This is a genomic window from Kribbella jiaozuonensis (genome assembly GCF_005233875.1).
GTDB classification, from domain to species: Bacteria; Actinomycetota; Actinomycetes; order Propionibacteriales; family Kribbellaceae; genus Kribbella; species Kribbella jiaozuonensis.
Window position 1 is genome coordinate 958,001 of record NZ_SZPZ01000002.1, and the last position, 22,510, is coordinate 980,510.

The window sequence follows — 22,510 nt, forward strand, 5'->3', positions numbered from 1 at the left end:
CGCTGGCTGGGGCTCGTTCTGGCGGTGGCCCTTGTCTCGGGCGGCGTGGTGTACACCGTTGAAGAGCGCGAGCGCGACGCACGCGATCGGCCGACTGCGATCCAGACCGCCACACCGACTGCTCCGAAGGCGACGAAGCCCTCGCGGATCGCCGCGCAGATCGCCGCGCGCCGGGTCGCCGTCGACTCGATCCTGCTCCGCCGCGCGCAGGCCGTGCAGACGGGCAACGAGGCGTTGTTCCTGGCCGATGTGGATCCGGCCAACAAGAAGCTGCGGGCCGACCAGAAGATCCTGTTCGCGAACCTGGTCGAGATCGGCTTCAGCGAGGTCGGGTACAGCCAGGCCGAGGAGCGTTTCAACCCGGCCGTGGTGCGCGCTCACGGCGGTACGACGTACCTCGTGCGGGTGCTGATGCGGTACCAGATCCCGAAGGTCGACTTCACGCCGGTGACGACCGAGCTCGGCTACACGTTCATCTCCAAGGCCGGCCGTTGGCTGCTCACCGACGACGACGATCTGGACAGCGATCTCGGTCCGGGCGCGCACCGCGAGGCGTGGGACCTGGGCCGGATCGAGGTGCAGCGCGGCCCGCGGGTGCTCGTGGTGGTCGAGAAGGGCGACACGAGGCGCGGGCGGGCGATCGTGGCCGCCGCGACCGAGGGCCTGAACGAGGTGACGGCGTACTGGCCGCGCAGGTGGAACGGCTCGGTACTCGTGGTCGCGCTCGACGAGACCGACGTACGCGATGCGCGGTTCGCCGACGAGGACATCGAGTCCGCGGCCAGCACCGGTTCGACGTTCTCCTCGCTGCCCGGTCAGGACACCGCAGACGGTACGGTCGCCGGCGGGTACATCGTCGTCAACCCGAACGAGCGTGATCGCGTCGACGAGATCCTGCTGTCGCACGAGATCACCCATGTCGCCACCGCGGACCTCGGCGGATACGAACCGCTATGGCTGGCCGAAGGCGCCGCGGAGTACGTGTCCTGGAAGGGCATCGAGGCGATCAGCGGACCTGGTGAGGTCAGCAAATGGGAGCAGGAGGTCATCGACGAGGCGCTGCCGCAACTGTCCGCGCTGCCGAGCGATGCCGGCTTCTACCAGAACTCCGCCGACGTGTACGGCGTGAGCTGGCTCGCCGTCCGGTACCTCGTCCAGCGGATCGGACTCGACAAGGTCGAGGACCTGTACGAGGACATGGCGATGAACGGTACCGACCAGGCCGCGCGGGACCGGATCCTGATGGAACGCACCGGTCTCACCGAGGCGACGCTGTGGACGTCGCTGGCGACGTATACGCCGCAACGCTGAGTGGCGGTTTGACCTCGCGCTGTCAGAGAGGCAACCTCGAAGGGTTCCGTCCACCTTTGAGGAGGCGCAGATGAGTCTTGTGCGGAAGAAGACGATCGAGCAGTCGATCGCCGACACGGACGAGCCGGAGTACCAGCTCAAGAAACGCCTCACAGCAATCGACCTGACCGTCTTCGGCATCGGCGTGATCATCGGCGCCGGCATCTTCACCCTGACCGGCCGCGCGGCCAAGCTGTACGCCGGTCCGGGGATCGCACTGTCGTTCGTACTGGCCGCGGTCTGCTGTGCGCTGGCCGCGTTGTGCTACGCCGAGTTCTCGTCCACCGTGCCGGTGTCGGGTTCGGCGTACACGTTCTCGTACTTCGCCCTCGGCGAGATCTTCGCCTGGATCATCGGCTGGGACCTGCTGCTCGAGTTGATGCTCGGGGCAAGCGTCGTGGCGCAGGGCTGGTCGACGTACGCCGCCTTGTTCCTCGATCAGATCGGGTTGGGCTGGCCGTCGTCGATCGGGCCCGACAGCCATGTGAACGTCCTGGCGATGCTGCTCGTGCTGGTGCTGGCGACACTGGCGACGATCGGGATCAAGGAGTCGCTGCGGGTCAACCTGGTGCTGGTCGGCATCAAGCTGTTCGTGGTCCTGTTCGTGATCATCGCCGGGCTGTTCTACATCAAGGGCTCGAACCTGTCGCCGTTCATCCCGCCGAGCGTGCCCGCCCCCAACGGCGACGTCACGATCACCACGCCGCTGTTCCAGGCGCTGTTCGGGTTCACGCCGTCGACGTTCGGCGTGATGGGTCTGGTGTCGGGTGCGTCGCTGGTGTTCTTCGCGTTCATCGGATTCGACGTGGTCGCGACGACCGCTGAAGAGGCGAAGAACCCGCAGCGCGACCTGCCGCGCGGCATCATCGGCTCGCTGGCGATCTGCACCGTGCTGTACGTGCTGGTCTGCATCGTCATCACCGGCATGGTGAAGTACACCGACATCAACGGCGAAGCCGCGCTGGCCGAGGCGTTCCGCTCGGTCGGCCGGGGTGGTTTCGCGACGCTGATCTCCGCGGGTGCGGTCGCCGGTCTGACCACCGTCGTACTGACGCTGATGATCGGTGCGGCGCGCGTCGTGTTCGCGATGAGCCGCGACCACCTGATGCCCCGTCAGCTCGGCAAGACGCACCCGAAGTGGGGTACGCCGTACCGCCTGACGATCGGGATCGGCATCGTCGTCGCGATCATCGCCGGCGTCACCCCGATCGGCAAGCTGGAAGAGATGGTGAACATCGGCACGCTGGCCGCGTTCACGCTGGTGTCGATCGCCGTACCGCTGCTGCGGAAGAGCCGGCCGGACATCAAGCGGTCGTTCACGGTGCCGGGCAACCCGGTCGTGCCGATCCTGGCCGCGGTCATCTGCGTGTACCTGATGCTGAACCTGTCGCTGGAGACCTGGCTGCGGTTCGCGATCTGGATGGTGCTCGGGTTCGCGGTCTACGCGTTGTACGGCTACCGGCGTAGCCGGGTCGGCCTCGAGGAGAAGACCGGCGAGGCGCAGAAGGCGTGATTCAGACCCCTCGGATGGTCGGCTAGGATCAGCCGACCATCCGAGGGGAACACCAATGAATCACCCGAAACGCCTGTTCGCAGGCGTTGCCGTGCTGGCGCTTGCTGCGTCCGGTGCGGTTGTCGCCGTACGGGCCCGGAACGGCGAGGCACCAGCTGGTGGTAGTGCCGTCGCGGCGGTCGCGATGGGGGCGACTTCGCCGACGCCGGGGGAGCTCGGTCCGGCTGAAGAGTTGGCGCGCAAGCAGGCGATCGACGCGGTGCTGGCGCGGCGATCCACCGCCGTACTCAAGGGTGATTTGAAGGGGTTCCTGGCTTCGGTCGATCCGAAGCAGGCCGAGTTGGTTGCGCGTGAGCGGCTGCTGTTCGTGAACCTGCGGAAGTTCGGGTTCAGGTCGCTGAAGTACTTCACCGCGGATGCGTTCCGGCCGGTGCCTGGGTTGGTTTCGAAGTTCGGGCCGACGACGTTCTCGACGCGGGTGATGATGCGGTACCAGTTGGTGGGGCTGGATCCGCAGCCGGTGCAGACGGATCTCGGATACACGTTCGTCCAGCGGGCCGGCGCGTGGGTGCTTGTCGACGACACCGGGACGGACGAGAACCTCAGCCGCGACGGCCATCGTCAGCCGTGGGACTTCGACGAGGTCCAGGTGGTACGGCGGGGCACGGTGGTCGTTGTCGTGGACAAACGGGAAGCGAGCCTGGGTACGAAGGTCGCGCAGGTGGCGGAGAAGGCGGTCAAGTCGGTCCGCAAGCACTGGGCCCGGCCGTGGAACGGCGCCGTACTGGTGGTGGCGATGCCGCAGGACCGCGTCATGTCGACGATCTGGACCGCCGGGACCGGCGACGGTTGGACGATCGCGGCGAAGGCGGTCACCCTCTACGAGGGCGAGCAACTGGGCAAGCCGATCGGGCCACCCATCGGCAGCCGGATCGTCATCAATCCTGCACTTCGCAAGCGCCTCGACAAGGATCTGCTGGTGCACGAGATGACGCACGTCGCGACGTCGACGCTCGGCATCTACACACCGATCTGGATGGTGGAGGGCATGGCGGAGTACGTCCGCTGCCGCTCGATCGAGGACGACCCGCACTGGTCGGTCGACCCGTACCGCAAGCGCGTGAAGTCGGCGTACCTCCCGAGGCTCACCGCACTACCCGACACCACCCTCTTCGACACCGACGCAGACCGCGCCTACGGCAGCAGCTGGTGGATCGTCGAATACCTGGCCAACAAACTAGGCGAGAAAAAACTAGCCACCCTCTACACCGACATGTCCCAACACGGCGCCCCAGCCCTCAAGAAAGACACCGGCCTAACCCCAGCCCAAATAGTCGCCGGCGCCAAGAAGTTCAAAGGCTAAAGCTGCTGGGGGCCGGAGCGGGCTTCCGGCGCCGCACCGACCCCCAGCGGTTTAGATGAGGCTGGCTGTGCCTCGGGGGAGGAAGCGGGTGCCGTTGGTCTTTTCGGCGATGCCGGTGCGGTCTAGGTAGGGGGTGATGCCGCCTAGGTGGAAGGGCCAGCCGGCGCCAAGGAGGAGGCAGAGGTCGATGTCTTGGGCCTCGGCTACTACGCCTTCGTCGAGCATGATCTTGATTTCTTCGGCCAGGGCGGTGAGGACGCGGTTGCGGAGTTCGTCGGCGGTGGAGGGCTTGTCGCCGACCGATACCAGGGCCTCGACCTCCGGGTCGACTACCGGCTTGCCTTCCGGCCAGACGTAGAACGAACTCTTGCCTGCGGCAACGACCTTGGCGAGGTTCGAGGACACCGCGAACCGCTCCGGGTACGCGCGGTTCATCGTCTCCGCGACGTGCAGCGCGACCGGCAGCCCGACCAGTTGCAGCAGGACGAACGGCGGCATCGGCAGGCCGAGTGCGGACAGTGCACGGTCGGCATCCGGGATCGGCGTACCTTCGTCCACCGCCGCGCTGACCTCGCCGAGGAAGCGCGTCAGCAGCCGGTTCACCACGAACGCCGGCGCGTCCTTCACCAGCACGCACGACTTCTTCAACGTCTTGCCAACCGCAAAAGCCGTCGCCAGCGAAGCGTCGTCCGTCCGGTCCGCCCGGATGATCTCCAGCAGCGGCAGCACCGCGACCGGGTTGAAGAAGTGGAACCCGACGACCCGCTCCGGGTGCTCCAGGTCCGCCGCCATCTCGGTCACCGACAACGACGAGGTGTTGGTCGCCAGCACAGCGTCCGGCCGGATGATCTTCTCCAGGTCGGCGAAGATCGTCTTCTTCAGCTGCAGCTCCTCGAACACGGCCTCGATCACGAAGTCCGCGTCCGCGAACACGCTCTTGTCCACCGACCCGGTGACGAGCGCCTTCAGCTGGTTCGCCTTGTCCGCGCGCACCCGGCCCTTCGCGAGCAGCTTGTCGATCTCACCGTGCACGTACCCGACGCCACGATCCACCCGCTCCTGGTCGAGATCCGTGAGTACGACGGGAACCTCCAGCCGCCGCGCGAACAGCAACGCCAACTGACCCGCCATCAGACCCGCGCCGACCACACCGACCTTCGTCACCGGCCGCGCCAGCGACTTGTCCGGCGCACCAGCCGGCCGCTTGGCCCGCTTGTTCACCAGGTCGAACGCGTACAGCCCGCTCCGCAGCTCCTCGCTCATGATCAGATCCGCGAGCGCCTCGTCCTCGGCCGCGAACCCACGATCCCGGTCGTTGTCGCGAGCCGCCGCGATCAACTCCAGCGCCCGGTACGGCGCCGGGGCCGCCCCGCTCACCTTCAGATCGGCAAAAGCCTTGCCCCGGGCAACCGCCGCGTCCCACCCGTCTCCGCGGTCGATCGGAGCCCGCTCGACAACGACAGACCCCGTCAGCACCTTCGAGGCCCACAGCAACGACTGCTCGAGGAAATCCGCCGACTCCAGCAGTACGTCGCCGATGCCGAGCTTCACCGCCTCCGGCCCGCTGAGCATCTTGTTCTGGTTCAGCGCGTTCTCGACGACGACCTTGACCGCGTTGTCCGCGCCGATCAGGTTCGGCAGCAGGAAGTTGCCACCCCAGCCCGGGATCAGGCCGAGGAAGACCTCCGGCGTCGACAGCATCCCAGCCGCGACCGACACGGTGCGGTACGACGCGTGCAGCGCGACCTCGAGCCCACCGCCCAGCGCCACACCGTTCACGAACGCGAACGACGGCTTGCCCCCGTCGACCAGCTTCCGCATCACGCCGTGCCCGATCTTCCCGAGCGCCAGCGCCTGCTCCCGATCGGCCAGCTTCGGTACGCCGGTCAGGTCCGCACCCGCGGCGAGGATGAACGGCTTGCCGGTCACACCGATCGCGACGATCTCGTCCCGCGCCAGCGCCGCGCCCAGAGCAGCGTTCAGCGACCCCAGACCCTTGGGCCCGAAGGTGTTCGGCTTGGTGTGGTCGTGCCCGTTGTCCAGCGTGATGAGCGCCATCGTCCCGGCCTTGTTAGGCAGTACGACATCCCGCGAGTGCGCCAGCGTGACAACCTCGTCGGTCGACAGGGCAGAAGCGCTGTCGATCAGTTCCTGCAAGCTCACTTGGCCGCACCTTCCCAGTTGGGGTTCTCCCAGATGACGGTTCCGCCCATGCCGAGGCCGACGCACATGGTGGTGAGGCCGTAGCGGACCTCGGGGCGCTGCTCGAACTGCTTGGCCAGCTGGTTCATCAGCCGGACCCCGGACGACGCCAGCGGGTGGCCGTAGGCGATCGCACCGCCGTACGGGTTGACCCGCGGGTCGTCGTCGGCGATGCCGTAGTGCTCCAGGAACGCCAGCACCTGCACGGCGAACGCCTCGTTCACCTCGAAGGCCTGGATGTCGTCGATGGTCAGGCCGGCCAGCTTCAGCGCCTTCTCGGTCGCCGGGATCGGGCCGACGCCCATCACCTCGGGCTCGACGCCGGCGAAGGCGTACGAGACCAGCTTCATCTTCGGCGTCAGCCCGAGCTCCTCAGCGGCCTCCGCCGACGTCAGCACGCACGCGGTCGCGCCGTCGTTGATACCCGCCGAGTTGCCCGCGGTGACCCGCCCGTGCGGACGGAACGGCGTCTTCAGCGAAGCCAGGTCCTCGACCGTCGTCCCGGGCCGCATCGGCTCGTCGGTGCTCGCAAGGCCCCAGCCCTGCTCGGCCGACCGGGTCGCGACCGGCACCAGGTCCGGCTGGATCAGGTCGTTGGCGTAGGCCTTCGCGGCCTTCTCCTGGGACGCCGCGGCGTACGCGTCGGCGCGATCCTTGGTGATGCCGGGGAACCGGTCGTGCAGGTTCTCCGCGGTCGACCCCATCACCAGGGCAGAGGTGTCGACCAGCTTCTCGGAGATGATCCGGGGGTTCGGGTCCACGCCCTCGCCCATCGGGTGCCGGCCCATGTGCTCGACGCCGCCGGCGATCACCACGTCGTACGCACCGAACGCGACTCCGGCCGCGGTGGTGGTGACCGCGGTCATCGCGCCCGCGCACATCCGGTCGATGGCGTAGCCGGGCGTGGTGTTCGGCAGACCGGCCAGCAGGGCCGCGGTCCGGCCGATGGTCAGGCCCTGATCGCCGATCTGGGTGGTGGCCGCGATCGCGACCTCGTCCACGCGTTCCGGGGGGAGACCCGGGTTCCGCCGCAGCAGCTCCCGGATGCACTTGATCACCAGGTCGTCGGCGCGGGTTTCGGCGTACTGGCCCTTGGCCTTGCCGAACGGGGTGCGAACGCCGTCGACGAAGACGACATCGCGGATCTCACGGGGCACGAGTGCCCTCCTCTGGGGAGTCGGGAAAGCTACCCAAAGGCTACCCGTGAGTAACAGAAGTGCCAAACACCCTGTGGCTGTGGAGCTGCTCACAGCAACCCGTGGCGTACTGCGGGGAATCGGCGCATGCTGGGGGCAGGTAGCTATGGGGAGCCGTTCAATGAACAACCTTGATCTCGCCGTACCGGTCCTGAGCCGGGGCAAGCACCGCAATCCACGCAAGGGCGCCTGCTTCATGGAGTTCGCCTCCTATTTGGCCGGCGAACCGTGGTCCGACCACCCGGCCTGCACGCATCCACTGCTCGCCGGCGTCGCGCGGGACGTCAACGACTGCACGACCGACTCCGGGCGGTCCCGGCTGGCACCGATGATCCCGTCGGTGATCGGCATGACCCCGGACGACCCGCACGTCGTACCGCGGGTCACGGCGCGCTGCATCCAGCACGCGCTGCCGGTCGTCTCGCAGGAGCGGCAGTACATCCTGGCCGTCGCGCTACTGGTGGGGGAGAAGCAGCTGGCCGAGCTCGACGGGCGCCCGCTCGACGACATCGAGCCGGACTCGCTCGCCGTACTGCAGTCGGTCCCGTCGGCGACCAAGTGGGCGCGGGCGTTCACCGCGCGCTCCCGCCGCGGTGCGCCGGACTTCGCCCGCCGTACGGCGCCACGCGCGGTGTCCTGCGCGGTCGAAGGCATCTCGCAGGCGTGTGTGCCGGATCCGGATGACCGGCTCTACCGGCTGCTCGTCGACGCGATCGCCGAGACGAAGTCGTGGATGCCCGCACCTGCGCCGAGGCCGGTACCCACCGAGGTCGTACGCTTCACAGTGTGACTTCGGAGCTCGACGGCGGATTACCAGTTCACGAGTGGGGATCGGCCGACGCCGACCTGCCGGGAATCCTGCTCCTGCAGGAGATCTTCGGGGTCTCCGACTACATCCAGCAACGTGGGGCGGATCTGCACGCCCTCGGGTACTACGTGATCGCGCCGGAGATCTACTGGCGCCTTGACGACACCGAGCTGGACGAGTCCTCGCCGGAGCTGCTGCAACAGGCCATGGGCATCGTCTCACGGCTGGACTGGGACCTCGCGGTCAAGGACGCCGTCGCCGCGCTCCAGTACCTGAAGGCGCGCGGTAAAGGCACTGGCGTTGTCGGCTTCTGCTTCGGCGGCGGGCTCGGCTACAACGTGGCGGCGGTCTCGTCCCCGGACGTGCTGGTGAGCTACTACGGATCCGCGCTGAAGAACCTTCTCGAGCTGCAGGTGACCGCGACCAGCCTGCACCACTTCGGCAACACCGACGTGTACCTGGACGTCGACGAGATCGTCCCGAACCTGGGCGCCGCCGAGGTGCACCGGTACGACGACGCCGGGCACGCGTTCGACAATCCGCTGCCAATGTTCCACAACGCCGACGCGTCCGCGCTCGCGTGGCGGCGTACCGAAGACTTTCTTGCCCGTCACCTCCCAACCTCCCAAGGATGAGCATGAGCCTGTATGACATTCCGCTGACCACCCTCTCCGGCGCATCGACGTCGCTCGGCGACTACAAGGGCAAGGCTGTCCTGGTCGTCAACGTGGCGTCGAAGTGCGGCCTGACGCCGCAGTACGAAGGTCTGGAGAACCTGCAGAAGAAGTACGAGTCCCGTGGGTTTACGGTGCTCGGCGCGCCCTGCAACCAGTTCGGCGGCCAGGAGCCGGGGTCGGCCGAGGAGATCGAGACGTTCTGCTCGACGACGTACGGCGTCACGTTCCCGATGCTCGACAAGCTCGAGGTGAACGGCGAGGGCCGCCACCCGCTGTACGCCGAGCTGACGCTGACGCCGGACGCCGAGGGCGAGGCCGGCGACATCCAGTGGAACTTCGAGAAGTTCCTGGTCAGCCCCGAGGGCACCGTCGCGGCCCGCTTCCGCCCGCGCACCGAGCCGGAGTCCGACGAGGTCGTCGCCGCGATCGAGACCCAGCTCCCGAAGTAACCCCGGATCGCCCGTCGCCGCCGCGACGGGCGATTTGTTTCTAGAGGATTGCAACTACTCTTTCGAAAGAGTACTTTCGACGCATGCCCGACCCGCATCGTCGCCTCAGCGATCCTCGTGAGCTCAACGCGCTCGCCCATCCCGTGCGGATGGCGATCATCGAACTGCTGTCGGTCAGCGGTCCGCTGACCGCGACCGAGCTGGCCGACCGGCTCGACGAGACTCCCGCCAACTGCTCGTGGCACCTCCGCAAGCTCGCCCAGCACGGGTTCGTCGAGGAGGCCGAGGGTGGGAAGGGTCGGCAGCGGCCGTGGCAGGTGCCGGGGCTCGGGTTCCGCTGGGACGACGAGCATTCGTCGGGCTCGGTCGACGAGCGGCGGGCTGCGCAGGCGTTGTCCGAGGTGGCGATGGGCCGCGCGCTGGAGCGGTTGCACGAGGCACAGCAGCGCGTGCCCGACGAGCCCGAGGAATGGCGCGCGGCGCACAGCAACACCGAGATGGTCGCCTGGCTGACGGCGGCCGAGCTCAAGGAGATGAACCAGGCGATCAGTGCCGTGCTCGACCGTCATGTCGAACGGTTGACTGATCCGAGCAAGCGTCCGGCGGGTTCGCGGCTGTGCGAGTTCGTGGCGTGGGGCGTTCCGACGTACTTCCCAGGAGTTGAGCCGGCATGAGGAAGCTGTTCGCCCAGCCTGGGTTCCCACGTCTGTTCGGTGGCCTGAGTACGTCGATGCTCGGCGACTCGGTGATGCTGCTGGTGCTGAGCATGTGGGTGAAGACGCTCACCGGCTCGAACGCGATGGCCGGCCTGACGTTCTTCTTCATGGTCCTGCCGGCCCTCGGCGCCCCGCTGCTCGGCGTCTGGGTGGATCGCCTGCCCCGCAAGGCGATCCTCGTCTGGGGCAACTTCGCCAGCGGGGCCGCGGTCCTCCCGCTGGTCCTCGTCCGGGACGCGAACGACGTCTGGCTGATCTGGGTCGTCGCCTTCCTGTACGGCATCTCGTTCGTCGTCCTGCCCGCTGCGCTGAACGGCCTGCTCAAGGAGCTGCTGCCGGACGAGTTGCTCGTCGACGCGAACTCGAGCCTGGCCACGATCAAGGAAGGCTTCCGGCTCTTCGGACCGCTGGTCGGGGCGGCGATCTTCGCAACCGTCGGCGGGTGGCTGGTGGCGGTCGTCGACGCAACCACCTTTGTGGCCGCCGGGCTCCTGATCGCGACGATCAAGGTCAGCGAGACGCCGGCCCCGGTCAAGCAGACCTTCCGTGAGGACGTGCTGGGCGGAGTGCGGTTCCTGCTCGGCGATCGCGTACTCCGCCATGTCCTCGCAGGACTCGGCATCTCGATCCTCGTCATCGGCTTCTTCGAGTCGTCGATCTACGCGCTGCTGGATGCCTTCGGGAAGCAGGCGACGTTCGCCGGCGCTTTCGTGACGTGCCAGGGCGTCGGCGCGATCATCGGCGGGCTCACAGCCGCCCGCGCCGTCCGCAGGTTGGGTGAGGTCTCCACCTGCACGGTCGGCCTGATCACGCTGGCGATCTCCACCGTCGTCTGCATCGTCGCGCCCACCATCGCCGTGGTGCTGGTCGGCGCGGCCATCTGCGGTCTCGGGCTGCCCTGGACGTTCGTCGCGTTCACGACGTTGATGCAGCGCCGTTCACCAGGTCATCTGATCGGCCGGGTCTCGACCGCGGTCGAGGTGCTGCTGTCCACGCCGCAGGCGATCTCGCTAGCCCTCGGCAGCCTGCTCGTGAGTCTGCTGAGCTACCGGCAGATCTTCGCGATCATCGCGACCGTGATCCTGCTCGGAGCCCTGCAGATCGTCCTGACCCTGCGGGATCAGCTCCGGCCGGAGCCGTTGGCGGCCGGCGATCCGCAGCTCCCGGCGGAGCCGGCACCCGGGGCCGATCTGCTCTAGACCCACTCAGTCCAGCGGTTTGGCCGGTGCTTCCGACGTCATCGCGTCGGTGAGTACCTCGGCGGTGAGGCCGATCTGCCACGGGCGGGCGTGGTGGTCGCGCAGGAACGTCGTGACGACTTCGAGGTTCACATCGGTCGGCGGGGACCAGGCCAGGCGGCGGATTGTGTCCGGGGCCAGCAGGTTCTCGGTCGGCAGGCGGTGGGCCTCGGCGATCTCGGCGACCGCGGTGCGGGCTGCGGAGAGGCGTGCGGCGGCGTCCGGGTCGCGGTCGGCCCAGGCGCGGGCGGGCGGCGGGCCGTCGTACCGCGGTCCTTGCTTGGGGAGTTCGGAGTCGGGGAGACGGCGGGCGTGGTCGACCGCCTCCCACCAGGTCCGCATGTGCCGGTGGGCGCCGCGGCCCTTGAAGGCCGTGAGTTTCTGCAGCGTGTCCCGATCGGTCGGCATCGCGGACGCGGCCTCGACGATCGCGGCGTCCGGCAGGATCCGGCCGGGGGAGATGTCGGCGGACTCAGCGATCTGGTCCCGCGCTTCCCACAGCGAGCGGACGACGGCGAGGCTGCGGCGGTTGCGGACCCGGTGCATCCCCGACGTACGGCGCCAGGGGTCCGGCTTCGGCTCGCGCGGGGGAGCGTCCAGGATCGCGGCGAACTCCTGCTCGGCCCACTCCCACTTGCCCTCGCGGCGCAGCTCCTGCTCGATCGAGTTCCGCAGTTCGATCAGCATCTCGACGTCGAGGGCGGCGTACACGAGCCAGGGCGCGGGAAGCGGCCGGGTGGACCAATCGGCCGCAGAGTGCTCCTTGCGCATCCGATAGCCGAGTACTTCGCTCACCAGCGAGGCGAGCCCAACCTTCGGGTAGCCGAGGAGGCGGCCGGCCAACTCGGTGTCGAACACCTCCCGCGGCACCATCCCGACCTCGGCCAGGCAGGCCAGGTCCTGGTTGGCGGCATGGATGATCCATTCGGTGTCGACGATCGCGTCGCCGAGCGCGGACAGATCGCCGAACGGGATCGGGTCGACCAGCGCGGAGCCCGAGCCTTCACGGCGCAGCTGGACCAGGTACGCGCGGTGTGAGTAGCGGTAGCCGGAGGCGCGCTCGGCGTCGACGGCCACCGGACCGGTGCCGGCGCGGAACGCCTCGACCGTCTCGGTCAGCGCGGACTCCTCGTCGACCACGTCGGACAGCCCGTCCCGCAGTTCCAGCAGGGGCAGGCTCGCGGTGGCGTCGTCCGACGTGGACGGCTGAGGTGTGTTGGCTGAGGTCATCGGCCCCGCTGTCCGCGCCGGGTCGGCATCGCGACCACCCCCGGCGGAACCGGCGGCAGACCGGCCGCGGTGCAGAGCACCTCGCCCCACGCCTCGGCATGCTTGGTCACGTCCACCAGTCCACCAGGTCCCGGCACCGGGCTCCAGGACGCGCGGATCTCGATCTCCGCCGTCGCCTCGTCGTCGGCCATCCCGCCGAAGCTCTCCGATACCACTCTGGTGACGGTACCGCTCGGGGCCAGGAAGTCCGCGCCGCGGTCGGCCAGCGCCTCCATCAGCCAGGTCCAGCCCACGCCGCCGAGCAGCGCGTCGGTCACCATCTCCGGTTCGACGGCGGCTCGCACGTACGCAACACAGCGGAAGGTCGACTGCCAGGCGTCGTTCCCGGCCGGGTCGTAGAGGATGACGAGCCGGCCGGTGGCGACATCGTCGCCGTCAACCGTCACGTCGGCGCTGACCGCGGCCGCGTGCGGTGCGATCCGCTGCGGCGCGGGCATCTCCTCGACGAAAACCTCGGGCCGGAACCGGGCACCTCGTAACTGCGAGACTGCCTCGGCGAACTCCGCGGGTGGCGCGTCGACCTGCTTGCGGGCACCCATGCTTCGCAGCCTACGACCGATTACTCACCGACGCTTGTTTAGACGCGCCGGTAACAGGCGGTGTCTGACCGGCGCACGGCCCTCAGGACCCGCGTGGGATCATCTGTCTGTGCCTCTGACGCCCGCTCCGCTGGACCGTTCGCCGTACCTGCTCGCTGCTCGGGGGGAGCGGCCGTCGCACACTCCGGTGTGGTTCATGCGGCAGGCGGGGCGCGCGTTGCCCGAGTACCGCAAGGTGCGTGAGGGCATCACGATGCTCGAGTCCTGTATGCGGCCCGACCTCGTCGTCGAGATAACGCTGCAGCCGGTCCGCCGTTACGGCGTCGACGCGGCGATCTTCTTCTCCGACATCGTCGCCCCGCTCCAGTTCGCGGGTTACGACATCGAGATCAAGCCCGGCATCGGCCCGGTGGCGGCGGACCCGATCCGGGACGCCGCCGGAATCGCGGCGGTACGCCCGGTCACCGCGGCCGACGTGCCGTACACCACCGAGGCCATCCAGCAGCTCGTCTCCGAGCTCGGCGGTACGCCGCTGATCGGCTTCGCCGGCGCCCCGTTCACGGTCGCGTCGTACCTGGTCGAGGGCGGGCCGAGCAAGGACTTCGCGAAGACCAAGGCGATGATGCACGGCAACCCGGACCTCTGGCACGCGCTGGCGGACCGGCTCGCCGACGTCGCGATCGCCTACCTGACGGTCCAGGTCGAGGCCGGCGCTTCCGCGATCCAGCTCTTCGACTCCTGGGCCGGCGGCCTCTCGCCGCGGGACTACGAGCGCTTCGTCCTGCCACACTCCGCGAAGGTCTTCGAGGCGCTCAAGCCGTACGGCGTTCCGCGGGTGCACTTCGGCGTGAACACCGGCGAGCTGCTCGGCCTGATGAGCGCGGCCGGCGCCGACGTGGTCGGAGTCGACTGGCGCGTCCCGCTGGACGAAGCGGCACGACGCGTCGGCCCGAAGCCGCTGCAGGGCAACCTGGACCCGGCGCTGCTGTTCGCCGGCTGGGAGGCGATCGAGCCCGAGATCGACCGCATCCTCGAGGAAGGCAAGTCCGCCCCCGGCCACATCTTCAACCTCGGCCACGGGGTCCCGCCGGACGCCGATCCCGACGTACTGCAGCGGATCGCGAAGTACGTGCAGACCCGGAGCGCGTAGTGATCCGTCTGCCGGACCACCCGGTGAGGCTGGAGCCGCTGACCGCCGACCACGCGGATGCCGTGCTCGCCTTCGAGTTGGAGAACCGCGGGTACTTCGCGAGCTGGATCTGGGACCGCGGCGACGACTACTTCGCGAACTTCGCCGCCAAGCACGCGGCGTTGCTCGCCGAGCAGGCGGCCGGGATCTGCCGGTTCCACGTGCTGATGGACGACTCCGGCGCGGTCGCCGGTCGGGTGAACCTGGTCGACCTCGAGAACGGGTCGGCCGAGCTCGGCTACCGGATCGCGGAGAAGTGGGCGGGCCAGGGCCTCGCGACGGCCGCGGTGCGGGCGATCATCGGCCTCGCGGCGACAGAGTACGCGCTGACCACGCTGCGGGCCGGGGCCTCGGACCGGAACCCGGCGTCGCAGGCGGTGCTGACCCGGACCGGCTTCCAGCAGATCGGGATCTCGAGCACCGATCTCGGGCCGGGGAAGCGGTACGAACTGATCCTGGAGGGCGTGTGAGCCGGGTCGTTGTCGTCGGTGGCGGGATCAGTGGGCTGGCGGCAGCGCATGCGCTCGCGACCGGGCCGAATCCGCCGCAGATCACCGTCCTCGAGGGCTCGCCGCGGCTCGGCGGGAAGTTGGCCGGGGCTGAGATCGAGGGCGTGCCGGTCGACCTGGGTGCCGAGTCGGTGCTGGCCCGTCGGCCGGAGGCTGTTGACCTGATCAGGGCGGTGGGACTCGACATCGTCCACCCGGCGACGACCTCCGCCGGTTTGTGGGTCGGTGACCGGATCCGCGCGATCCCGCCGACCGTGATGGGCGTCCCGGTCGATCCCGCCGCGACGGCCGACGTACTCGGGCCGGAGGCCGCCGAGCAGGTCGCGCACGAGGCCGACCTGCCCGCGCCCGCGCTCACCGAAGATGTCGCGATCGGCCGGTTCGTTGCCGACCGGATGGGATCCGCGGTCACCGACAAGCTGATCGACCCGCTGCTCGGCGGGGTCTACGCCGGAAAGGCCGAGGAGATCTCGCTCGCCGCCGCCGTACCCGATCTGTATGCGAAGCTGCGCACCGCCCCGAGCCTGCTCGCCGCCACGGCCGAGCTGCGGGAGCTGGGCCAGAAGCGTGCCGGCCAGCCGGTGTTTGCCGGCGTGGTGGGGGGTATCAACCGGATCATCACGGCACTGGAGCAGGACCTGACCGCGCGCGGCGTCGAGATCCGTCGCAGACTGACCGTACGACGGATCTCGCGCACGCCGGACGGATTCGTCCTCGAGGCCGGACCCGTGCCCGCGCCGACGTACCTGACCGCGGATGCGGTGGTCGTCGCCGTACCCGCAGCCCCGGCCGCGCGGATGCTGACCGACCTGGTGCCGACGGCCTCGACCGAGCTCGCGGCGGTCGAGTACGCGAGCATGGCGATCGTCACGCTCGCCGTCCGCAAGAGCGACTGGCCCGAGACCGCGACCGGCTCCGGGTTCCTCGTGCCGTCCGTGGAGGAGCGCACGATCAAGGCGTCGACGTACTCACACGCCAAGTGGGCATGGTCCGCCGAGGCCGGGGGAGAGCTCGCCGTACTGCGTGCCTCGGTCGGCCGGCTCGGTGAGGAGTACGTGCTGCAGCGCTCCGACGAGGAGCTCGTGGCGCTGGCGGTCGCGGATCTGGGCAAGGCGATCGGGCTGCAGGCGGAGGTCGTCGGGTCGCTGGTGACCCGGTGGGGCGGCGGCCTCCCGCAGTACGCCGTGGGGCACCTGGGTCGGGTCGATCGGGTCGAGGCGGCGGTGGCCGACGTACCGGGGCTGGCTGTCTGCGGAGCGGCGTACCGCGGTGTCGGGATCGCGGCGTGTGTCGCGTCCGGTGGCAAGGCGGCCACCCGGGTGCTGGAGCATCTCGAGGCATTGGAGACAATGGCGAAGTGACAGGTAAGCCGAAAGCCCGTGAGCTCAACGACGTCATCCGCTACACCTTGTGGTCGGTCTTCAAGGTCGAGACGCCGCTCGGTGATGCGGACCGGGACGAGCTGACCGCCGAGCTCAACGACCTGGTCGGCAAGCTCGCCGCCGACGACGTGGTGATCCGCGGTATCTACGACGTCGAGGGATTCCGGGCCGACGCCGACTTCATGATCTGGTGGCACGCGCCGACCTCGGACGCGTTGCAGCAGGCGTACCACGCGCTGCGCCGGTCGCGGCTCGGCCGGCACCTGGTCCCGGTCTGGTCGCAGTTCGCGCTGCATCGGCCGGCCGAGTTCAACAAGAGCCACATCCCGGCGTTCCTGGCCGACGAGGAGGCGCGCCCGTACATCTGCGTGTACCCGTTCGTCCGGTCCTACGAGTGGTACCTGCTGCCGGACGAGGAGCGCCGGTTCATGCTCGCCGAGCACGGCAAGATGGCCCGCACCTACCCCGACGTACGGGCGAACACGGTCGCGTCGTTCGCGCTCGGTGACTACGAGTGGATCCTCGCCTTCGAGGCCGACGAGCTGCACCGGATGGTCGACCTGATGCGTGACCTGCGCGCGTCGACGGCCCGGCGGCACGTGCGCGAAGAGGTCCCGTTCTACACCGGCAAACGCACCGAGCTCGGCGAGCTGGTCGCTAACCTGGTGTGATGACTCGTAAGGCTTTCCCGGTGTTGTACGTCCAGGACGTACGCCGGTCCGTCGAGTTCTACAAGCTCCTCGGCTACGAGTCGACGTACCAATTCCCGCTGGAAGGCACCCCGCACTACGTCGGCCTCGAGCGCGGCGACTCGTCCCTCGGCCTGTCCGACGCGAACTGGCCCGAGGCCCAACTGGGCATCACCGTCGGTGCGGCGCCGCGCTTCGAGCTGTTCGTGTACGTCGACGACGTCGAGGCCGAGGTGGAAGTCTTCCGGGCCGCGGGCCATCCCGTCCTGCAGGAGCCCGCGACCATGCCCTGGGGTGAACGGCAGGCCTACCTCGCCGACCCCGAGGGCAACCCGGTCGCGCTGGCGACGCCGATCTAAGTACCAGGCTTCTGCAGCAGGTAGTCCTCGGCGCGCATCGACGTGGGCGGCCGGACGTCGGCCGGGATGAGTTCGCGCAGGTCGCGCTCGGTCAGGCTGTCGGGGTCGCGGGCGGACAGCCGGGTGGCCTGGTTGGAGACGGCTTCCTCCAGCACGTTCCGGATGAAACGGCCGTTGCCGAAGCTGTGGCCACGCGGCGCGGGCGGGATGACCGTGCGGACCTTGTCCAGCACGTCCTCGCCGTAGATCATCCCCTTCTGCCGCGCCTGCAGCTCGAAGATCGCGACCAGTTGGTCGGTGTCGTACTCGCTGAACGACAGCAGCTTCGGGAAGCGTGACGCCAGACCGGTGTTCGACTCCATGAACCGCTGCATCTCGCGGTGGTAGCCGGCGACGATCACGATGCAGTCGTTGCGGTGGTCCTCCATCAACTTCAGGATGGTGGCGACCGCTTCGAGGCCGTAGTCGCCCGGCGTGTTCTCCGGCGTCAGGCTGTACGCCTCGTCGATGAACAGCACGCCGCCGAGCGCCTCCCGGAACTTGCCCGCGGTCATCGGCGCGGTCGAGCCGACGCTCGGGCCGACCAGGTCGGAGCGGTCGACCTCGACCACGTGGCCCTTCTCGAGCACGCCGAGCTGGTGGTAGATCCGGCTGAGCAGCCGGGCGATCGTCGTCTTCGCCGTACCGGGCTTGCCGACGAACACCATGTGCCGGGCCCGCTCGTGGCTGGGCAGGCCGAGCTCGGTCCGGCGCAGGTTGGTCTTCACCTCGGCGACCATCTTGCGGACCGCGTCCTTGACCGACTCCAGGCCGATCAGCGCGTCGAGCTCGGCCAGCGGGTCGTCGCTGAAGTCGAGCGGCTTCGGGAGCGGTTCGTCGAGGGTGCCGTCGTCGGACGAGGCGGGACGCCCGGCCTCCTCCTGGACCGTGTTCCAGATCGACGACAGCGAGTTGGCCTCGTTCTCCGCGGCGGCGGTGGCCTCGAGCGCACTCCAGCGTTCCCGGTCGAGGATCTGGAACAGCGAGGTCAGATCCGGGATCTCGGGCTCCGGCCACGGCGCCTTGGACAGTACGCCGGACAGGTGGATCGCGGCGCGGGTGGCCGCGGCGGCCCAGGCCCGGGCGAGGGGTGCCTGGCCGCTGCGGATCGCGCGGGCCAGCCATTGGTTGACGTGCGCCAGCCAGACCTGCCGGTTGAACGTCTGGTGGATCGAGCTGAGCGCCTTCTCCAGGTCCTGGGTGGTGTTGCCGAGGCTCCTGGCGACGGCCTGCGGGATGCCGCGAAGGCCGGTGGCGAGGATCAGCTCGGCCATCAGTTGCGCGTAGTCACCGGCGTACTCGTCCGGGCTCGTCATCAGCAGCCGGGCATGGGTGTCGCGGATCGAGTTGAGCGAGTAGCGCAGGGCCGCGGTCGGGCCGCCGAGCTCGGGCAGTACGGCGCGCTCGCTGTCCCTGAGCGCGTCGTTCCGCCAGTACTGCGCGATGTCGTCGTACTCGCCCGTGATGTGCAGGTGGGTCGCTTCACGGTCGGCGAGGACGCGGTCGAAGGCGGCCGTCAGCGCCTGGGCGCGGGCCGCCATCGGGGGAGCGTCGAGGAACAGGCTGACGACGTTCCGGGACAGCTGCAGCGCGTGCTGGCGGCCCTGCTCGCGGAAGCCGCGGGCGCCGGCGATCGCCTGCAGGTGCCAGTCGGTCGGCGCGACGTACACCACGTGGCCGGCGCCGCCGAGCCGGGAGGACGGGCGGTAGAAGTCGTGCGTGAGCTCGGTGCCGAGATCGGCGTACTCACCGTGCAGGACCGGGATCCACCCGGTCAGCAGGGGCGCTATCTCGTGGGTGAACCAGACGGCCGCGGGAGTGCCCTTGATGAAGTCCGGAAACGCCTCCGGCCGCAGCGGTCGCAGCGCGTCCGGATCGTCGGCCCAGGCCTGCAGTTGAGTGCGGACGCGAGTGATCCACTCGGTCGGCACCTCCCACGGCTCCTCTGCCGCCAGCACATCCAGAACTCGCGGTCTGCGGACGTCGTCTGCCACCAAATTCCTTCCCCAGGAGGAGCCACCAGCCGGCCCAGTCTAGAGCTAGACCGGGCGACCGGTGGGGCAGACTCGGCCCGACGATCAGGCCGGGGCCAGGGTCAGGCTGATGCTGTTGATGCAGTACCGCTGGTCGGTCGGGGTGCCGTAGCCCTCGCCCTCGAACACGTGCCCGAGGTGCGAGCCGCAGTTGGCGCAGCGGACCTCGACACGCTTCATGCCCAGGGTGCTGTCCTCGATGTATTCGACGCGGTCCTCGGCCAGCGGTGCGTAGAACGACGGCCAGCCGCAGTGCGAGTCGAACTTGGTCTCGCTGCGGAACAGCTCCGCGTCACACGCCCGGCACTTGTACACACCGACGGTCTTGGTGTCGGTGTACTCACCGACGAACGGCCGCTCGGTGCCGGCCTTGCGCAGCACGTGGAACTCGGCGGGGGAGAGCTGCGCCTTCCACTCCGCGTCGGACTTCTGGACGGAGTACTGCTTGGTTGAATCTGTCACAACACCAGTATCGGTCGCCCGGGCAGGAAAACCCCACCCGGGCGACCGATGTAAGACTGCCGAAATCCCGCGGGTCAGCGGATCCAGGACGGCAGCGGGATCAGCTTGACCACCTGCGGGTCGTGGTCGGAGATCTGGTCCGGGAACTCCGCGTTCATGTGCACCACGTCGTACGACGAGGCCGGGCGGAGGTTCTGCGAGATCAGGATCTGGTCCAGGATCTGGCTGTTGCCCTCGAACACGTAGCTGTAGCGCTCCTTCAGCGGCAGCGTCCGCGGCAGGTCGATCAGCGCGGTCTTGCCGGAGCCGACCAGAATGTCGGCGGTGCCGGACCAGTCGAAGTCGTTCAGGTCACCCAGTACGACCACGTTCGCGCCCTTGTCCTTGGCCAGGATCTGGTCCACGAACCCGCGGACCGCCTCGGCCTGCTGGTGACGCTTCGGCGCGCTGGACTGCACCGGCGGCTGGAACCGGCCCCAGAGCGGGTCGTCACCGCCCTTGGAGCTGAAGTGGTTGACCACCACGAACAGCGACTGCCCGAGCCAGGTGAACTCGCCGGCCAGCGGCACCCGGGTGTCGGCCCAGGCCGGGTTGGCCGGGTCGACGCGGCCAGGCGACGCGCTCAGGTGCGGCTTGCCGAACCGGTCGGTGGTGATCGTCGTCGCGACCGTCGAGCCGCCGCCCGCGCGGTCGATGAACTTGACCGGCTTGTCGGTCCGGAACATGAACGCGACCCGGATGTTGCCGCCCGGCTCGCCGCCTTCCTTGCCGTCGACCGGGTCGATCTCACGCCACGCGTACTTCGGTCCGCCGGCCTTCACGATCGCGGCAGCCAGCGTGTTCAGCGTGACGTCCGCAGCGACCGTGCCGGAGTTGACCGCGCCGTCGTTGTCCTGCACCTCTTCGAGGCCGAGGATGTCCGGCGAGGCGAGGTTCTTCACAACCGCCTGCGCCAGCCCGTCGAACTTGGCCGGGCCGTCGGCCGGGTCCAGGTTCTCGACGTTGAACGTCGCCACCGACACCTGCGCGATCGAGGACTTCTTGGTGACCTCGCGCTTCACGCCACCGTCGATCACCGTCGGCGTCACGGTCGGCAGGAACTTGAAGTTGCCGAACGAGTAGTCCAGAACACCGGTCACGACACCGGCCAGCTTGTCACCGGTTTTGGCGTCCGGGATCGGCACCAGTACGTCGTCGAGCAGCACCCGCTCCGGGTTGCTGTCGGTCTTCTGCAGCAGGATCCCGCCGCGGACCGTGCGCACGCCGGCACCGGCCGGTACGACGGACAGCTCGCGGAACGAGCTGGTCGGGCCGGTGACCTCCGGCTTGTTGATGCCCAGCCACATGCCCTCGAGCGACTCCCAGAAGTCCAGCCCGTCGTTGGCCGGGTCGAACGCCGTGCTCGTCGTCTCGACATCGCCGTTCGAGTCGTCGTCGATCACGGTCGACGGCGGTACGCGTCCGCCCTTGCCGACGATCGTCGGAGCCGGTACGGCGGCCGTGCCGGTGACGGTGATCTTCGCGTTGGTCAGCTCGGTGGTGGTCAGGTTCGTCGTACCGCCGGAGCCGCCCGGGCGGAACTCGGCGACCGAGCCCTCGACGTTCAGGGCGTCACCGACGGCGACCGTCGGCGCGGAGCTGGTGAAGACGAACACGCCCTCGCTGGTGGCCGGGTTGTCGTCGGGCTGCGGGTCCTGGAACCAGAACCCGTTGCTGCTCACCGCGGTGACGACACCGGTGACGTTGGAGACCCGCTTGCCCTCGAGCGGCGAGCGGTGCGCGGCGCCCTGGATGTCGTGGATCTTGGCGTCCACCGGCGGCTCGGCCGGACCACCGGTCAGCGTGCCCGGCGACGGGTTGCCCGCGGTGAAGTCGGCGTTGTTGTTGTCGGTGTCCTGCTTCGGGTCGTTGCGCGCGGCCGAGGTGGTGTTCGACAGGCCCGCCGCGGGCGCGGTCTCGGAGTCGTTCGCCGTGCCGTAGCCGACGTAGTCCTTCACGCTCGGGTCCGCGTGGCAGATCGCACCGCAGGTCAGCGCGGTCTGCGTGGTGACCAGGGCGACCTTGCCGGCCGTCGCGGACATCAGGATCGTGCCGGTGACGTTCGGGGTCGGCATCGGCTGGCCGTTCGCGCCGCCGCCCTCCTGGACCAGGTACGTCGCTCCCGGGTCGATGCTGCCGGTCAGCTTCGTCACCTGCCAGGTGGTACCGGCGGCCGAGGCGTACTGGACCGACCAGCCGCTGACGTCGATCGCGGCCGAGCCGTTGTTGGTCAGCTCGACGAAGTCGTTCGTGTACGGCGCGCCGCTGTTGCCGCCACCGCCGTACACCTCGGTGACGACCACATCGGTCGAAGCGGCCTGTGCGGGCGTGGCGAGGATGGCCACCGCCGACCCGGCGGCGAGAAGACTGGTCGTGACCACAAGGGCGCCCAGGCGGCGCCGTGGTCGGTTCAGGGCAGACATGGCCCGGATTCTCACACCGGCACGTGTGCCTTCCAAGGTCCAACA

The 22,510-nt window shown here is 68.9% G+C and carries 20 protein-coding genes; 13 read left to right on the forward strand and 7 right to left on the reverse strand.

The features are described from left to right. Positions 1–24 precede the first annotated feature (24 nt). The 3 genes from FDA38_RS16120 (at position 25) to FDA38_RS16130 (ending at position 4,226) form a co-directional block, all read left to right on the forward strand. Complete coding sequence (locus FDA38_RS16120; RefSeq protein WP_137254832.1) at positions 25–1,311, forward strand: gluzincin family metallopeptidase; 1,287 nt, start codon at positions 25–27, stop codon at positions 1,309–1,311. Between the two features lie 70 nt (positions 1,312–1,381). Next, on the forward strand, positions 1,382–2,863 hold the full coding sequence (locus FDA38_RS16125; protein ID WP_137254833.1) for an APC family permease: 1,482 nt from the start codon (positions 1,382–1,384) through the stop codon (positions 2,861–2,863). Positions 2,864–2,918: 55 nt separating this feature from the next. Then, the gene (locus FDA38_RS16130; protein ID WP_137254834.1) at positions 2,919–4,226 is read left to right on the forward strand and encodes a hypothetical protein; all 1,308 of its coding nucleotides are present in this window, start codon (positions 2,919–2,921) and stop codon (positions 4,224–4,226) included. A gap of 51 nt (positions 4,227–4,277) precedes the next feature. On the opposite strand, the gene FDA38_RS16135 is transcribed toward FDA38_RS16130, so the two are convergent. Both FDA38_RS16135 and FDA38_RS16140 read right to left on the reverse strand, forming a co-directional pair. Next, entirely contained in the window at positions 4,278–6,389 is a 2,112-nt protein-coding gene (locus FDA38_RS16135) for a 3-hydroxyacyl-CoA dehydrogenase NAD-binding domain-containing protein (protein ID WP_137254835.1), read from the reverse strand. After that, positions 6,386–7,585: a thiolase family protein gene (locus FDA38_RS16140; RefSeq protein WP_137254836.1), complete on the reverse strand. Its 1,200-nt coding sequence runs from the start codon at positions 7,583–7,585 to the stop codon at positions 6,386–6,388. The genes FDA38_RS16135 and FDA38_RS16140 overlap by 4 nt, the downstream gene beginning before the upstream one ends. Positions 7,586–7,745: 160 nt before the next feature. Here FDA38_RS16140 and FDA38_RS16145 point away from each other — a divergent pair, with 160 nt between their 5' ends. The 5 genes from FDA38_RS16145 (at position 7,746) to FDA38_RS16165 (ending at position 11,473) form a co-directional block, all read left to right on the forward strand. Then, positions 7,746–8,414, forward strand: coding sequence for a hypothetical protein (locus FDA38_RS16145; protein WP_137254837.1), 669 nt, complete (start codon positions 7,746–7,748; stop codon positions 8,412–8,414). Further along, on the forward strand, positions 8,411–9,067 hold the full coding sequence (locus FDA38_RS16150) for a dienelactone hydrolase family protein (RefSeq protein WP_137254838.1): 657 nt from the start codon (positions 8,411–8,413) through the stop codon (positions 9,065–9,067). The genes FDA38_RS16145 and FDA38_RS16150 overlap by 4 nt, the downstream gene beginning before the upstream one ends. 2 nt (positions 9,068–9,069) lie before the next feature. Next, entirely contained in the window at positions 9,070–9,558 is a 489-nt protein-coding gene (locus FDA38_RS16155) for a glutathione peroxidase (protein ID WP_137254839.1), read from the forward strand. A gap of 83 nt (positions 9,559–9,641) precedes the next feature. Further along, a complete protein-coding gene (locus FDA38_RS16160) occupies positions 9,642–10,232 on the forward strand; it encodes a winged helix-turn-helix domain-containing protein (RefSeq protein WP_137254840.1) in 591 nt (196 codons plus the stop codon). After that, entirely contained in the window at positions 10,229–11,473 is a 1,245-nt protein-coding gene (locus tag FDA38_RS16165; RefSeq protein WP_137254841.1) for an MFS transporter, read from the forward strand. Before FDA38_RS16160 ends, FDA38_RS16165 begins: the two co-directional genes overlap by 4 nt. A 6-nt stretch (positions 11,474–11,479) precedes the next feature. Here FDA38_RS16165 and FDA38_RS16170 read toward each other — a convergent pair whose 3' ends face one another. Together FDA38_RS16170 and FDA38_RS16175 are read right to left on the reverse strand one after the other, a co-directional pair. Continuing rightward, entirely contained in the window at positions 11,480–12,742 is a 1,263-nt protein-coding gene (locus tag FDA38_RS16170) for a ribonuclease D (RefSeq protein WP_137254842.1), read from the reverse strand. Then, the gene (locus tag FDA38_RS16175) at positions 12,739–13,341 is read right to left on the reverse strand and encodes a DUF3000 domain-containing protein (protein WP_137254843.1); all 603 of its coding nucleotides are present in this window, start codon (positions 13,339–13,341) and stop codon (positions 12,739–12,741) included. The genes FDA38_RS16170 and FDA38_RS16175 overlap by 4 nt, the downstream gene beginning before the upstream one ends. 115 nt (positions 13,342–13,456) lie before the next feature. Here FDA38_RS16175 and hemE point away from each other — a divergent pair, with 115 nt between their 5' ends. From hemE to FDA38_RS16200, 5 genes are read left to right on the forward strand one after another with little or no spacing between them, the layout of a single operon-like run. Next, entirely contained in the window at positions 13,457–14,491 is a 1,035-nt protein-coding gene (gene hemE, locus FDA38_RS16180; protein ID WP_202877744.1) for a uroporphyrinogen decarboxylase, read from the forward strand. Further along, positions 14,491–15,000, forward strand: a complete 510-nt coding sequence (locus FDA38_RS16185) for a GNAT family N-acetyltransferase (protein ID WP_233714750.1) — start codon at positions 14,491–14,493, stop codon at positions 14,998–15,000. The genes hemE and FDA38_RS16185 overlap by 1 nt, the downstream gene beginning before the upstream one ends. Next, complete coding sequence (hemG, locus tag FDA38_RS16190; RefSeq protein WP_137254845.1) at positions 14,997–16,400, forward strand: protoporphyrinogen oxidase; 1,404 nt, start codon at positions 14,997–14,999, stop codon at positions 16,398–16,400. The genes FDA38_RS16185 and hemG overlap by 4 nt, the downstream gene beginning before the upstream one ends. Then, positions 16,397–17,092 carry a hydrogen peroxide-dependent heme synthase gene (gene hemQ / locus FDA38_RS16195; RefSeq protein WP_233714751.1) on the forward strand — a complete coding sequence of 232 codons (696 nt, stop codon included), beginning with the start codon at positions 16,397–16,399 and terminating at the stop codon, positions 17,090–17,092. Before hemG ends, hemQ begins: the two co-directional genes overlap by 4 nt. Next, positions 17,092–17,469 carry a VOC family protein gene (locus tag FDA38_RS16200; protein ID WP_137254846.1) on the forward strand — a complete coding sequence of 126 codons (378 nt, stop codon included), beginning with the start codon at positions 17,092–17,094 and terminating at the stop codon, positions 17,467–17,469. Before hemQ ends, FDA38_RS16200 begins: the two co-directional genes overlap by 1 nt. On the opposite strand, the gene FDA38_RS16205 is transcribed toward FDA38_RS16200, so the two are convergent. The 3 genes from FDA38_RS16205 to FDA38_RS16215 form a co-directional block, all read right to left on the reverse strand. Then, complete coding sequence (locus FDA38_RS16205) at positions 17,466–19,502, reverse strand: AAA family ATPase (protein ID WP_137254847.1); 2,037 nt, start codon at positions 19,500–19,502, stop codon at positions 17,466–17,468. The two genes, FDA38_RS16200 and FDA38_RS16205, sit on opposite strands and share 4 nt — an antisense overlap. A gap of 84 nt (positions 19,503–19,586) precedes the next feature. Then, positions 19,587–20,003 (reverse strand): peptide-methionine (R)-S-oxide reductase MsrB, encoded by a 417-nt coding sequence (gene msrB, locus FDA38_RS16210; protein WP_137254848.1) that lies wholly within the window; start codon positions 20,001–20,003, stop codon positions 19,587–19,589. 74 nt (positions 20,004–20,077) lie between these two features. Further along, positions 20,078–22,465 (reverse strand): lamin tail domain-containing protein, encoded by a 2,388-nt coding sequence (locus FDA38_RS16215; RefSeq protein ID WP_137254849.1) that lies wholly within the window; start codon positions 22,463–22,465, stop codon positions 20,078–20,080. Positions 22,466–22,510: the final 45 nt, after the last annotated feature.

Bases quoted from the DNA above. Each gene is read 5' to 3' on its own strand.
- FDA38_RS16125 (WP_137254833.1), top strand. From the start codon at position 1,382: ATGAGTCTTGTGCGGAAGAAGACGATCGAGCAGTCGATCGCCGACACG.
- FDA38_RS16130 (WP_137254834.1), top strand. From the start codon at position 2,919: ATGAATCACCCGAAACGCCTGTTCGCAGGCGTTGCCGTGCTGGCGCTT.
- FDA38_RS16145 (WP_137254837.1), top strand. From the start codon at position 7,746: ATGAACAACCTTGATCTCGCCGTACCGGTCCTGAGCCGGGGCAAGCAC.
- FDA38_RS16155 (WP_137254839.1), top strand. From the start codon at position 9,070: ATGAGCCTGTATGACATTCCGCTGACCACCCTCTCCGGCGCATCGACG.
- FDA38_RS16160 (WP_137254840.1), top strand. From the start codon at position 9,642: ATGCCCGACCCGCATCGTCGCCTCAGCGATCCTCGTGAGCTCAACGCG.
- FDA38_RS16165 (WP_137254841.1), top strand. From the start codon at position 10,229: ATGAGGAAGCTGTTCGCCCAGCCTGGGTTCCCACGTCTGTTCGGTGGC.
- FDA38_RS16170 (WP_137254842.1), bottom strand. From the start codon at position 12,742: ATGACCTCAGCCAACACACCTCAGCCGTCCACGTCGGACGACGCCACC.
- FDA38_RS16175 (WP_137254843.1), bottom strand. From the start codon at position 13,341: ATGGGTGCCCGCAAGCAGGTCGACGCGCCACCCGCGGAGTTCGCCGAG.
- FDA38_RS16200 (WP_137254846.1), top strand. From the start codon at position 17,092: ATGACTCGTAAGGCTTTCCCGGTGTTGTACGTCCAGGACGTACGCCGG.
- FDA38_RS16215 (WP_137254849.1), bottom strand. From the start codon at position 22,465: ATGTCTGCCCTGAACCGACCACGGCGCCGCCTGGGCGCCCTTGTGGTC.